The organism is Kitasatospora sp. NPDC005748, from assembly GCF_040630735.1.
In the GTDB taxonomy this organism is placed as follows: Bacteria; Actinomycetota; Actinomycetes; order Streptomycetales; family Streptomycetaceae; genus Kitasatospora.
Genome location: NZ_JBEXYD010000031.1, coordinates 1 through 15,062, shown reverse-complemented (window position 1 = coordinate 15,062; position 15,062 = coordinate 1). Strand labels below are relative to the sequence as shown.

At 76.3% G+C, this 15,062-nt stretch carries 1 protein-coding gene; it reads left to right on the top strand.

The window, feature by feature from the left end:
* Positions 1 to 54 precede the first annotated feature (54 nt).
* On the top strand, positions 55 to 15,062 hold a 15,008-nt coding region (locus ABZ495_RS22005; protein ID WP_359837595.1), incomplete at its 3' end, for an SDR family NAD(P)-dependent oxidoreductase.

The following is a 15,062-nucleotide window of genomic DNA, read 5'->3' as shown; positions in this document are numbered from 1 at the left end:
CCCGGTACGACCAGCTGACCACTGACAGCGGACTGACACGGAGGACGTAGGAACATGACGACGCCGGACGAGCAGATCGTCAACGCACTTCGTGCCTCGCTGAAGGAGAACGCGCGGCTCCAGCAGGAGAACCAGAAGCTCCTGGAGGCCCCCGCCGAGCCCATCGCCATCGTGTCGATGGCCTGCCGGTACGCGGGCGGGATCCGCACCCCCGAGGACCTCTGGCGGGTCGTCACCGACGGCACCGACGTGTACACCGCGTTCCCCGAGGACCGGGGCTGGGACCTCGAAGGCCTCTACCACCCGGACCCGGACAACCCCGGCACCACCTACGTCCGCGAGGGCGCGTTCCTGCACGACGCCGGCCAGTTCGACGCCGGGTTCTTCGGCATCTCGCCGCGCGAGGCGCTCGCCATGGACCCGCAGCAGCGGCAGCTGCTGGAGGTGTCCTGGGAGGCCCTGGAGCGGGCCGGCATCGCCCCGCACTCCGTCCGGGGCACCGACATCGGCGTGTTCGCCGGCATCGTGCACCAGGACTACGCCCCGGACCTCAGCGGCTACGAGGGCTTCCTCAGCCTGGAGCGGGCCCTGGGCACCGCCGGCGGTGTCGCCTCCGGCCGGGTCGCCTACTCGCTCGGGCTGGAGGGCCCGGCGGTCACCGTCGACACCATGTGCTCCTCGTCGCTGGTCGCCATCCACCTGGCCGCCCAGGCGCTGCGCCGCGGCGAGTGCTCGATGGCGCTGGCCGGCGGTGCGACCGTGATGTCCACCCCGGGCGGCTTCGTGGGCTTCGCCCGCCAGCGCGGCCTGGCCTTCGACGGCCGCTGCAAGTCCTACGCGGCCTGCGCCGACGGCTCCAGCTGGGCCGAGGGCGCCGGTGTCATCCTGCTGGAGAAGCTCTCCCGGGCCAGGGAGCTCGGCCACCGCGTGCTGGCGGTGGTCCGGGGCTCCGCGCTCAACCAGGACGGCGCCTCCAACGGTCTGACCGCGCCCAACGGCCCCGCCCAGCAGCGGGTCATCCGCAAGGCGCTGGACAGCGCCAACCTGTCCACGGGCGACATCGACATGGTCGAGGGCCACGGCACCGGCACCGTCCTCGGCGACCCGATCGAGGCGCAGGCGCTGCTGGCCACGTACGGGCAGGACCGCGTGGACGGCCGGGAACCGCTGCGGCTCGGCTCGGTCAAGTCGGTGATCGGCCACACCCAGGCGGCGTCCGGGGTCGCCGGTGTGATCAACATGGTGCAGGCGCTGCGGCACGGCGTGATGCCGGCCACCCGGCACGTCGACGCGCCCACCCCGCAGGTGGACTGGACGGCGGGCGCCGTCGAGCTGCTGACCGAGACCCGGCCCTGGCCGGAGACCGGGCGGCCGCGCCGGGCCGGGGTCTCCTCCTTCGGCGCCAGCGGCACCAACGCGCACCTGATCCTGGAGCAGGTGCCCGAGGAGGAGCCCGCCCAGGCCGGGGCCGCGCCCGACGCCGTGGTGCCGCTGGTGGTCTCGGCGGCCTCCGAGGGGTCCCTGACGGGCCAGGCCGAGCGGCTGGTCTCCTTCCTCGACGCCGCGGAGGGGGTCTCCCTCGCCGGTGTGGCGGGGACGCTGGCCACCCGGCGCGCGGTGCTCGGCGAGCGGGCGGTGCTGGTGGCCGGTTCGCGGGACGAGGCGCTGGCCGGGCTGGCCGCGCTGGCCCGCGGCGAATCCGCCGCCGGGCTGGTGACGGGGAGCGCGACCGGGGCGGGCAAGCTCGTCCTGGTCTTCCCGGGGCAGGGTTCGCAGTGGGTCGGCATGGGCCGTGAACTGCTGGACTCCTCCCCGGTGTTCGCCGCGCGCGTCGCGGAGTGCGCGGCGGCGCTGGAGCGCTGGGTGGACTGGTCGCTGGAGGACGTGCTGCGCGGCGAGGCCCCGGCCGAGCTGCTGGACCGCGTCGACGTGCTCCAGCCGGCCAGCTTCGCGGTGATGGTCGGTCTGGCCGCCGTCTGGGCGTCCGTGGGCGTGCTGCCGGATGCGGTGGTCGGGCACTCCCAGGGCGAGATCGCGGCGGCCTGCGTGGCCGGTGCGCTGTCGCTGGAGGATGCGGCGCGGATCGTGGCGGTGCGCAGCCAGGTGATCGCGGGCAGCCTCGCCGGGCGCGGCGGGATGGCCTCGGTGGCGCTCTCCGAGACCGACGCCGTCGAGCGGCTGGAGCGCTGGGCGGACCGCGTCGAGGTCGCCGCCGTCAACGGCCCGGCGTCCGTGGTGGTCGCCGGTGACGCCGAGGCCCTCGACGAGGCCCTCGACGCGCTGGAGGACCAGGGCGTGCGGGTGCGGCGGATCGCGGTGGACTACGCCTCCCACTCCCGGCACGTCGAGGCGATCCAGGAGACCCTCGGCGAGGCCTTCGCGGACATCCGCAGCCAGGCCCCGCTGGTCCCGTTCCTCTCCACCGTCACCGGCGAGTGGATCGACGGGGCGGGCGTGCTGGACGGCGGCTACTGGTACCGCAACCTGCGCGGCCAGGTCCGCTTCGGCCCGGCTATCACCGCGCTGCTCGGCGCGGGCCACACCGTCTTCGTCGAGTCCAGCGCCCACCCGGTACTGGTCCAGCCGATCAGCGAGCTGGTGGACGCCGCCGACGCCTCGGCCGTGGTCACCGGCTCGCTGCGGCGGGACGAGGGCGGCCCGCGCCGCCTGCTGACCTCGATGGCCGAACTCTTCGTCCGGGGCGTCGCCGTGGACTGGACCGGCCAGCTGCCGGCCGGGGCCGACACCGCCCTGGTCGACCTGCCGACCTACGCCTTCGACCACCAGCACTACTGGCTCCAGCTGACCGGATCCGCCACCGACGCCGCCTCGCTGGGCCTCACCGGCACCGACCACCCGCTGCTCGGGGCGGTGGTGCGGCTGCCGCAGTCGGACGGGCTGGTCTTCACCTCCCGGCTGTCGCTGCGCACCCACCCCTGGCTCGCCGACCACGCCATGCAGGGCGTGGTGATCGTCCCCGGCACCGTCTACGTCGACCTGGCGGTGCGCGCGGGCGACGAGTTCGGCTGCGGCATCCTCGAAGAGCTGGTCATCGAGGCCCCGCTGGTGCTGCCCGAGCAGGGCGGCGTGCGGGTCCAGGTCGCCGTCGGCGGCCCCGGCCCGACCGGCTCCCGCACGGTGGACGTCTACTCCCTGCGCGAGGACGCCGCCGGCGAGGACGGCGACGGCGAGTGGACCAGGCACGCGACCGGTCTGCTCTCGTCCGCCGCCCCGAGCGGCAGCACCACGCCCGCCGTGGACTTCGCCGCCTGGCCGCCGGCCGGCGCCGAGCCCGTGGAGATCGAGGACTTCTACACCGACCTGGTCGTCCGCGGCTACTCCTACGGCCCGGCGTTCCAGGGCCTGCGGGCGGTCTGGCGGCGCGGCGAGGAGCTCTTCGCCGAGGCCGTGCTGCCGCCGGAGCAGCGGGAGCACGCCGACCGGTTCGGGATCCACCCCGCCCTGCTGGACGCCGCCCTGCACACCAACGCGTTCACCAACCCGGAGGACGGCCGCAACGTGCTGCCGTTCGCCTGGAACGGGCTGGTGCTGCACGCGCTGGGCGCCTCCGCGCTGCGGGTGCGAGTCGCCCCCCGGGGCACCGACGCGCTGTCCTTCCAGGCCGCCGACGAGGCCGGCGAGCTGGTCCTGACGATGGACTCGCTGGTCTCGCTGCCGGTCTCCGCCGAGCAGTTGGGCAGCGCGGCCGGCCAGGACGGCCGGGACTCGCTGTTCCGGGTCGAGTGGACCGGGCTGCCCGCGCCCGAGGGCGCCACGGCCGCGCCGGTCTGGGCCCCGCTGTCCGGACCGGAGGACGTGGCCGCGCTGGCCGCCCGCGAGAACGTGCCGGCGGTCGCCGTGCTGGACGCGACCGCGGCCGACGCCGAGGCCGACCCGCTGGAGCTCACCTGCCGGGTGCTGGCCGCGATCCAGGCGTGGACGGCCGCGCCGGGCCTGGCCGAGGCCCGCCTGGTGGTCGCCACCCGGGGCGCCGTCCCGGCCGGCGGCGAGGCCGCGGTGACCGACCCGGCCGGCGCCGCCGTCTGGGGCCTGGTCCGCGCCGCCCAGGCGGAGAACCCGGACCGGATCGTCCTGGTCGACCTCGACCCCGCCGCCGCGGCCGGGGCGGGAGCCGTCCTCGGGGCGGTGCTGGCCTCCGGCGAGCCGCAGGTCGCGGTGCGCGGCACGGCGCTCTCCGCCTCCCGCCTGGTGCGTGCCGACGCCGCCCCGGAGGAGGCCCCTGCCACCGCCTTCGACCCGGACGGCACCGTCCTGGTCACCGGCGGAACCGGCTCGCTCGGCGCCGTGGTCGCCCGCCACCTGGTCACCGAGCACGGTGTCCGGCACCTGGTGCTGGCCGGCCGCCGGGGCCCCGCCGCCGAGGGCGCCGACGAACTGGCCGACGAACTCGCCGGACTCGGCGCCACGGTGTCGGTGGTCGCGAGCGACGTCGCCGACCGGGAGGCGGTCGCCGCGCTGCTGACCGCCGTCCCGGCCGAACACCCGCTGACCGGCCTCGTCCACCTGGCCGGCATCCTGGACGACGGGGTGATCGGCGCGCTGACGCCGGAGCGGATCGCCGGGGTCTTCGCGCCCAAGACGACCGCGGTGCGCCACCTGGACGAGCTGACCCGCGAACTCGCCCCGCAGCTGCGGACGTTCGTGGTCTTCTCGTCCGCCGCCGCGCTGCTCGGCTCGGCCGGCCAGGGCAGCTACGCCGCCGCCAACGCCTACCTCGACGCCCTGATGACCCGCCGTCGGGCCGGCGGACTGCCCGGTCTCTCGCTGGCCTGGGGCCTCTGGGAGCAGAGCACCGGCCTGACCGCCCACCTGAGCGAGGTCGACCAGGCCCGGATGAGCCGCGGCGGCGTCCTGGCGCTGACCCCGGCCGAGGGCCTGGCCCACTTCGACACCGGCCTGCGGGCCGAGCAGGCGCTGCTCGTCCCGATCAAGCTCGACCTGCGGGCGCTGCGCTCGGACACCGCGTCCGGCGGCGCCGTCCCGCACATGCTGCGCAGCCTGGTGCGGAGCGGGCGCCGGGTGGCACGGACCGCCGCCGGGGACGGCAGCGGGCTGGTCCGCCGCCTGGCGGGGAAGTCCGAGGCCGAGCAGGAGAGCATCCTGCTGGGTATCGTCCAGGCCGAGGCCACCGCGGTGCTCGGCTTCAACGGCCACGAACTGGCCCAGGGCACCCGGGGCTTCAGCGACATCGGCTTCGACTCGCTCACCGCGGTCGAGCTCCGCAACCGGCTGAGCGCCGCGACCGGGGTCAAGCTGCCCGCCACCCTGATCTTCGACTACCCCACGCCGGTGGCGCTCGCCCGCTTCCTGCGCGAGGAGCTCGGCGACACCGCGGCCGGTGCCGCCGCCGCCCCCACCGTGGTCGCGGCCGACCCGGACGAGCCGATCGCCATCGTCGGCATGGCCTGCCGGCTGCCCGGCGGCGTGGTCGACCCCGAGGGCCTGTGGCGCCTGGTGCACGAGGGCCGCGACGGCATGGTGGGCTTCCCGGACAACCGCGGCTGGAACCTCGACGAGCTCTTCGACGACGACGCCGCGAAGCCCGGCACCTCCTACGTCCACAAGGGCGGCTTCCTGCGCGACGCCGGGGAGTTCGACGCCGAGTTCTTCGGGATCTCGCCGCGGGAGGCGCTGGCGATGGACCCGCAGCAGCGGCTGCTGCTGGAGGCCTCGTGGGAGGCGCTGGAGCGGGCCGGCATCAACCCCGGCACGGCGCGGGGCGGCAACATCGGCGTCTTCTCCGGTGTCTCCATCCACGACTACGTCGAGTCGCTGACCAGCATGCCCGCCGAGCTCGAAGGCTTCGTCACCACCGCGACCGCGGGCAGTGTGGCCTCCGGCCGGGTCTCCTACGTGTTCGGCTTCGAGGGCCCGGCGGTCACCGTGGACACGGCCTGCTCCTCCTCGCTGGTGGCGATCCACCTGGCCGCGCAGGCGCTGCGGTCCGGCGAGTGCTCGCTGGCGCTGGCCGGCGGCGTCGCCGTGATGGGCTCGCCGGTCGGCGTCCTCGGCATGTCGCGCCAGCGCGGCCTCGCCGCCGACGGCCGGGTCAAGGCGTTCTCGGCGGGCGCCGACGGCACCATCCTCTCCGAGGGCGTCGGCATCGTGGTCCTGGAGCGGCTCTCCGAGGCGCGGCGCAACGGGCACCAGGTGCTCGCGGTGCTGCGCGGCAGCGCGGTGAACCAGGACGGCGCCTCCAACGGCCTGACCGCGCCCAACGGCCCCTCGCAGCAGCGGGTGATCCGCAAGGCGCTGGCCAACGCGGGCCTGGCCGCCTCGGACATCGACGCGGTGGAGGCGCACGGCACCGGAACGGCGCTGGGCGACCCGATCGAGGCGCAGGCCCTGCTGGCCACCTACGGCCGGGACCGCGACCCGGAGCGTCCGCTCTGGCTCGGCTCGCTGAAGTCCAACATCGGCCACACCCAGGCCGCGGCCGGTGTCGCGGCCGTCATCAAGATGGTGCAGGCGCTGCGGCACGGCGTGCTGCCCTCCACACTGAACGTCAGCGCGCCGACCCCGGAGGTGGACTGGTCCGCCGGGGCGGTCGAGCTGCTGACCGAGGCGCGCGACTGGGCCGCCGGCGGCCGGCCGCGCCGGGCCGGGATCTCCTCCTTCGGGATCAGCGGCACCAACGCGCACCTGATCCTGGAGGAGTCCGCCGAGGTGCCGGCCGTCGAGCCGGCGGCGGGCGACGTGCTGCCGGGCGCCGACACGGTGCCGCTGGTGGTGTCGGCCGCCTCGACCGGCTCGCTGGCCGGTCAGGCCGCGCGCCTGGCGGCCTTCCTCGACACGGCGGACCGGCCCTCGCTCGCCGCCACGGCGAACGCGCTGCTGTCCCGGCGCGCGCTGCTCTCCGAGCGTGCGGTGCTGGTGGCCGGTTCGACGGAGGAGGCGCTGGCCGGGCTGGGCGCGCTGGCCCGGGGCGAGTCGGCCCCGGCCCTGGTGACCGGCGGTTCGCTCGGCTCGGCCGGTGCGGGCCGGACGGTCCTGGTGTTCCCGGGGCAGGGCTCGCAGTGGGCCGGCATGGGCCGTGAACTGCTGGACACCTCCCCGGTGTTCGCCGAGCGGATCGCGGAGTGCGCGGCGGCGCTGGAGCGCTGGGTGGACTGGTCGCTGGTGGAGGTGCTGCGCGGCGAGGCCCCGGCCGAGCTGCTCGACCGGGTGGACGTGCTCCAGCCGGCCAGCTTCGCGGTGATGGTCGGCCTGGCCGCCGTCTGGGCGTCCGTGGGCGTGCTGCCGGACGCCGTGCTGGGCCACTCCCAGGGCGAGATCGCGGCGGCCTGCGTGGCCGGTGCGCTGTCCCTGGAGGACGCCGCCCGGATCGTCGCGGTGCGCAGCCAGGTGATCGCCGGTCAGCTGGCCGGTCGCGGTGGCATGGCGTCGGTCGCGCTCCCCGAGAGCGAGGCGCTGACTCGCCTGGAGCGCTGGGCGGACCGCGTCGAGGTCGCGGCCGTCAACGGCCCGGCCTCGGTCGTGGTCGCCGGTGACGCCGAGGCGCTGGACGAGGCGTTGGAGGTGCTGGCGGCCGACGGGGTGCGGGTGCGCCGGGTGGCGGTGGACTACGCCTCGCACACCCGTCATGTCGAGGCGATCGAGGAGACCCTCGGCGAGGCCTTCGCGGACATTCGTAGCCAGGCCCCGGTGGTGCCGTTCCTCTCCACCGTCACGGGCGAGTGGATCGACGAGGCGGGCGTGCTGGACGGCGGGTACTGGTACCGCAACCTGCGCGGCCAGGTCCGCTTCGGCCCCGCCGTCGCCGCGCTGCTCGAAGCGGGCCACACGGTGTTCGTCGAGTCCAGCGCCCACCCGGTGCTGGTCCAGCCGATCAACGAGATCGTCGACGAGACCGCGGTCGACGCCCTGGTCACCGGCTCGCTTCGACGGGACGAGGGCGGTCCGCGCCGCCTGTTCGCCTCGATGGCCGAACTCTTCGTCCGCGGCGTGGCCGTGGACTGGACGGGCGTGCTGCCGATCGGCACCGCCCGCGTCGAGCTGCCGACCTACGCCTTCGACCACCGGCACTACTGGCTGCAGACCGCCCCGGCCACCGACGCGGCCTCGCTCGGCCAGGCCACCGTCGACCACCCGCTGATCGGCGCCGTCGTCCGGCTGCCGCAGTCGGACGGGCTGGCGTTCACCTCCCGGCTGTCGCTGCGCACCCACCCCTGGCTGGCCGACCACGGCGTCGGCGGGGTCGTCCCCGTCCCCGCCGCCGCGCTGGTGGAGCTGGCCGTCCGCGCCGGTGACGAGGTCGGTTGCGGCACCCTCGACGAGCTGGTGATCGAGGCCCCGCTGGTGCTGCCCGAGCACGGCGGCGTCCGGGTCCAGGTCACCGTCGGCGGCCCCGACGAGAGCGGTGCCCGCAGCGTCGACGTCTACGCCGCCCGCGAGGACGCCGACGACGACACCGGCGCCTGGACCAGGCACGCCACCGGCCGGCTCGCCCCGGCGGCGGCCCGCACCGAGGCGCACGCCGACCTCGTCGTCTGGCCGCCCACCGGCGCCCGGCAGGCGAGTGCCGACGAGCTCTACGACGACCTGCTCCGCCTCGGCTACGCCCTCGGCCCGGCCTTCCAGGGCGTCCGCGGGCTCTGGCGGCGCGGCGAGGAGGTCTTCGCCGAGGTCGTGCTGCCCGAGGACCAGCGCGCCGACGCCGGCCGCTTCGGCATCCACCCGGCGCTGCTGGACGCCGCCCTCCAGTCCGGCCTGCGGCACGCCGCCGTGGCCGACGGGACCGCGGGCGGACCGCGGCTCTGGCAGCCGGCCGAGTGGACCGGCCTGACGCTGCACGCCGCCGGCGCCTCGGCGCTGCGGGTGCGGCTCGCGCCGTCCGACCGGAACGGGCTCTCGCTGGAGGCCGCCGACGAGACCGGCGGCCCGGTCCTGACCCTGGAGGCGCTCGCCTTCCTGCCGGTCTCCGCCGAGCAGCTCTCGTCCGCCGCGGCGGACGCCGGCCCGGACGCCCTCTTCCGGGTGGACTGGACCGACCTGCCCGAGACCCCCGCCGGCGGCGAGACGCTGCCGCCGTGGGTGCCGCTGTTCCACGCGGACGAGGTGCAGATCCTCGCCGACAACGTCACCTCCCCGGTGGTCGCGCTGGTGGAGGCGACCGACCGGCGCGGCGACGCCCTGGCCCTGACCGGCCGGATCCTGGACCTCGTCCAGACCTGGCTGTCCGCACCGAGCCTGGAGGACTCCCGGCTGGTGCTGGTGACCCGGGGCGCGGTGCCGGCCGGCGGCGACGCCGCGGTGACCGATCCGGCGGGCGCCGCCGTCTGGGGCCTGATCCGCGCCGCCCAGGCGGAGAACCCGGACCGGCTCGTCCTGATCGACACCGAAACCGCCACCGACCTCACCTCCGGCACCGACGTCGAGCCGCTGCTCACCGCCGTGCTGGGCTCCGGCGAGCCGCAGGTCGCGGTCCGGGCCGGGGTGCTCTCCGCACCGCGGCTGGTCCGCGCGGCCGGTGGCGACGCGACCGGCGCCGAACCGGCCTTCCGCCCGGACGGGACCGTCCTGGTCACCGGTGGCACCGGCTCGCTGGGCGCGCTGCTGGCCCGGCACCTGGTCACCGAGCACGGCGTCCGGCACCTGGTGCTGGCCAGCCGGAGCGGTCTCGGGGCCGAGGGCGCGCCGGAGCTGGTGGCCGAACTGGACGGGCTGGGCGCGGCGGTGACGGTCGCCGCCTGCGACGTCGCCGACCGGGAGGCGGTGGCCGCCCTGCTGGCCGCCGTCCCGGCCGAGCACCCGCTGACCGGCGTCGTGCACACCGCCGGTGTGCTGGACGACGGCGTGATCGGCGCGCTGACGCCCGAGCGGATCGCCGGGGTCTTCGCGCCCAAGGTGACCGCCGTACAGCACCTGCACGAGCTGACCCGTGACCTGGGCCTGACGGCCTTCGCGGTGTTCTCCTCCGCCGCCGGCCTGTTCGGCTCGGCCGGCCAGGGCAACTACGCGGCCGCCAACGCCTACCTGGACGCCCTGATGGCCCGCCGGCGGGCCGACGGGCTGCCCGGTGTCTCGCTGGCCTGGGGTCTGTGGGAGCAGAGCACCGGCCTGACCGCGCACCTGAGCGAGCTGGACCAGGCCCGGATGAGCCGCGGCGGCGTCCTGGCGCTGACCCCGGCCGAGGGCCTGGCCCTGTTCGACGCGGCCCTGCACGCCGACCGGGCCCTGGTCGTGCCGATCAAGCTCGACCTGCGGGCGGCCCGCGCCGACGCGGCCTCCGGCGGCGCCGTCCAGCCGCTGATGCGGGGCCTGGTCCGGGCCGGCCGGCAGGCCGTCCGGGCGGCGGCCGCCCAGCGCAGCGGCGGCGGGCTGGCGGACCGGCTGGCCGGGCTGTCGGCCACCGAGCAGGAGGCCCTGCTGCTCGACCTGGTCCGCGGCCAGGTGGCGACCGTCCTCGGCCACGCCGGGGCGGACAGCGTCAAGGCGGAGAAGGCCTTCAAGGACGCCGGCTTCGACTCGCTGACCTCCGTCGAACTGCGCAACCGGGTCCGTGAGGCGACCGGCCTCAACCTGCCCACCACCGTGGTCTTCGACTATCCGACCCCGCTCGCCCTGGCCCGCCACCTGCACGGCGCGTTCGGCCACGTGGCCGCCGCGGCCGGGCCGGCGGCGCCGGCCGTCCTGGCCGCCGACCCCGACGAGCCGATCGCGATCGTCGGCATGGCCTGCCGGCTGCCCGGCGGCGTGGCGAGCCCGGAGGACCTCTGGCGGCTGGTCGCCGACGGCCGGGAGGCCCTCTCCCCGTTCCCGGAGGACCGCGGCTGGGACCTGGACGGCCTGTTCGACGCCGACCCCGGCCGGATCGGCACCTCCTACGTCGACCGGGGCGGCTTCCTGCACGAGGCCGGCCTGTTCGACGCCGGGTTCTTCGGGATCTCGCCGCGCGAGGCACTCGCGATGGACCCGCAGCAGCGGCTGCTGCTGGAGGCGTCCTGGGAGGCGCTGGAGCGGGCGGGCATCGACCCGGCGGCGCTGAAGGGCACCGACGTCGGCGTCTTCTCCGGCGTCATGAGCCAGGGCTACGGGTTCGGCGGCGAGGTGCCGCCGGAGCTGAGCGGCTTCACCGCGACGGGTTCCGCCGGCAGCGTGGCCTCGGGCCGGGTGTCCTACGTGTTCGGCTTCGAGGGCCCGGCGGTCACCGTGGACACCGCCTGCTCGTCGTCGCTGGTGGCGATCCACCTGGCCGCCCAGGCGCTGCGCCAGGGCGAGTGCTCGATGGCGCTGGCCGGCGGCGCGACGGTGCTGGCCAACCCGCACACCTTCGTGGAGTTCTCCCGCCAGCAGGCGCTCTCGCCCGACGGCCGCTGCAAGGCCTTCTCCTCGACGGCGGACGGCACCGGCTGGGCCGAGGGCGCGGGTGTGGTGGTGCTGGAGCGCCTCTCCGAGGCGCGGCGCAAGGGGCACCGGGTGCTCGCGGTGGTCCGCGGCAGCGCGGTGAACCAGGACGGCGCGTCGAACGGTCTGACCGCGCCGAACGGGCCCTCCCAGCAGCGGGTGATCCGCAAGGCGCTGGCCAACGCGGGCCTGTCCACCGTCGAGGTGGACGCGGTCGAGGCGCACGGCACCGGCACGGTGCTCGGTGACCCGATCGAGGCGCAGGCGCTACTGGCCACCTACGGCCAGGACCGGGAGCCGGGGCGGCCGCTCTGGCTCGGGTCCGTGAAGTCCAACCTGGGGCACGCGCAGGCGGCCGCCGGGGTGGCCGGTGTGATCAAGATGGTGGAGGCGCTGCGCCACGGCGTCCTGCCGCCCACCCTGCACGTCGAGGAGCCCTCGACCGAGGTGGACTGGCAGGCCGGCGCGGTCGAGCTGCTGACCGAGGCGCGGGACTGGCCGGAGACCGGCCGACCGCGGCGTGGCGGGGTCTCCGCCTTCGGCGTCAGCGGGACGAACGCGCACCTGATCCTGGAGCAGGCCCCGGTCGAGGCCGAGGCGCAGGCCGTCACGGTCGAGAACGCGCCGGCCGGTACGGCGCCGCTGGTGCTGTCGGCGAAGAGCGCGGGCTCGCTGGCCGGGCAGGCCGACCGGCTGGCGCCCTTCGTCGAGACCTCCGGGGCGGGGACGGCGGAGATCGCCGCCGCCCTGCTGGCCCAGCGGGCGCTGCTGTCGGAGCGCGCGGTGGTGCTGGCGGGTTCGCCGGAGGAGGCACTGGCCGGGCTGAGCGCCCTGGCGCGGGGTGAGAGCAGCCCCGTCCTGGTGACCGGCACGGTGTCCGACACCGACCGGACGGTGCTGGTGTTCCCGGGGCAGGGCTCGCAGCGGGTCGGGATGGGCCGGGAGCTGGCCGAGCGGTACCCGGTGTTCGCCGAGGCCTTCGACGCGGCCTGCGAGGCGCTGGACGCGCAGTTGGCGGGGTGGACCGACCACCCGGTCAAGGACGTGGTGCTCGGCACGGCCGGATCCCTCGACCAGACCGTGTACACCCAGGCGGGTCTGTTCGCCGTGGAGACGGCGTTGTTCCGGCTGATCGAGTCCTGGGGCGTCCGGCCGGACGCCGTCATGGGCCACTCGATCGGGGAGATCACGGCCGCGCACGTGGCCGGGGTGCTCTCGCTCGGGGACGCGGCGGCGGTGGTCGCCGCACGCGGTCGGCTGATGCAGGCGCTGCCGTCCGGCGGCGCGATGGTGGCGGTGGCAGCCACCGAGGCCGAGGTTGCCGAAATCTTCACGGACGGCGTGGATCTGGCGGCGGTGAACGGGCCTTCGTCGGTGGTGCTCTCCGGTGAGGAGGCGGCCGTGCTGAAGGCCGCGGAGCAACTGCGGGAGCAGGGCCGCAAGGTCAAGCAGCTGACCGTCTCGCACGCCTTCCACTCGGCGCTGATGGAGCCGATGCTGGCGGAGTTCGCCACCGCCCTGGCCAACGTGTCGTGGGGCGAGCCCGAGCTCGCGGTGATCTCCAACGTCACCGGTCAGGTGGCCGAGCCCGGTCAGCTGGCCGACCCCGCCTACTGGGTGGACCATGTCCGCCGCCCGGTCCGGTTCGCCGACGGCATCGCCACGGCGGCCGGAGCGGGTGGGGCGCTCTTCGTCGAGCTCGGCCCCGGCGCCGCGCTCAGCAGCGCGGTGGCGGAGTCCGCCGGGGAGGACGCGGTCTGCGTCGCCGCCCTGCGCGACGGCCGCCCCGAGGCGCACACCGTGCTGGCCGCGGTGGCCGAACTCTTCGTCCGTGGCGTCGCGGTGGACTGGACCGGCCTCCTGCCCGCCGACCCGGGCCACCTGGAGCTGCCGACCTACGCCTTCGACCACCGGCACTACTGGCTGCAGACCACCGCCGCCACCGACGCGGTCTCGCTCGGCCAGGTCACGGCCGACCACCCGCTGCTCGGCGCGGTGGTGGAGGTGCCCGAGACGGGCGGGGTGCTCTGCACGTCCCGGCTGTCGCTGCGCACGCACGCCTGGCTCGCCGACCACGCCGTCGGCGGGGTCGTGCTGGTCCCCGGCACCGGCCTGGTGGAGCTGGCCGTCCGGGCCGGCGACGTGGTCGCCGCCGGCGGGCTCGACGAACTGGTCATCGAGGCACCGCTGGTGGTGCCCGAGCACGGCGGAGTCCGGATCCAGGTCGCCGTCGGCGGCCCCGACGAGGACGGCGCGCGGACCGTCGCCGTCTACTCGGCCCGCGAGGACGCGGCCGGCGAGATCGGCCCGGACGCCTGGACCCGGCACGCGGCCGGCACCCTGACGGCGGCCCCGGCCGACCGCCCGGCGGCGCCCGGCTTCGACACCACCGCCTGGCCGCCGGCCGGCGCGGAGCCCGTGGAGCTCGACGTCGCCGGCTTCTACGAGGACCTCGCCCGGCACGGCTACGCCTACGGCCCGGCGTTCCAGGGCCTCCAGGGCGTCTGGCGGCGCGGTGAGGAGCTCTTCGCCGAGGTCGCCCTGCCGGACGAGCGGCGCGACGAGGCCGCCCGCTTCGGCATCCACCCGGCGCTGCTCGACGCGGCCCTGCACACCCAGGCGTTCGCCCAGCCCGAGGAAGGCCACAACGTCCTGCCGTTCGCCTGGAACGGGCTGGTGCTGCACGCCGCCGGCGCGGGCGCCGTCCGGGTCCGGATCGCCCCGCAGGGGCCGGACAAGCTCGCGCTGACCGCCGTCGACGAGGCCGGCGGCGCCGTCCTGACGGTCGACTCGGTGACCTTCCGGCCGGTGGACGTCGAGCAGTTGGACACCGCGGCCGCCACGGACGAGGGCCGCGACGCACTGTTCCGCCTGGAGTGGAGCACACTGCCGGCGGCCGCGGCCGCGGCGGCGCCGTCCTGGGTGCCGGTCGCCACCGGCGAGGAGGTGGCCGCGCTGGCCGCCGAGGCCCCTGCCGTCGCCGTCCTGGAGGCCCACGGCGGCGAGGACGCCGACCAGGTGCTCGCCCTGACCGCGCAGGCCCTGGAGGTCGTCCAGGCCTGGCTGGCCGACGCGGCCTTCGAGGACGCGCGGCTCGTGGTGGTCACCCGGGGCGCGGTGCCGGCCGGCACCGACGCCGACGTCACCGACCCGGCGGGCGCGGCGGTCTGGGGCCTGCTGCGCACCGCGCAGGCCGAGAACCCGGACCGGATCGTCCTGCTCGACCTCGACCCGGACACCGACGGCTCCTTCACCACCGTGCTCGGCGCCGTCCTGGCCGCCGACGAGCCGCAGGTCGCCGTCCGGGCGGCGGCACTCTCCGTGCCGCGCCTGGTCCGGGCGCAGGCCCGGCCCGCGACGGAGGCACCCGAGGCGTTCCGCCCGGACGGGACCGTCCTGGTCACCGGTGGTACCGGCTCGCTGGGCGCGCTGGTGGCCCGGCACCTGGTCACCGAGCACGGCGTCCGGCACCTGGTGCTGGCCAGCCGGAGCGGTCTCGGGGCCGAGGGCGCGCCGGAGCTGGTGGCCGAACTGGACGGGCTGGGCGCGGCGGTGACGGTCGCCGCCTGCGACGTGACCGACCGGGAGGCGGTGGCCGCGCTGCTGGCCGCCGTCCCGGCCGAGCACCCGCTGACCGGCGTCGTGCACACCGCCGGTGTGCTGGACGACGGCGTGATCGGCGCGCTGACGCCCGA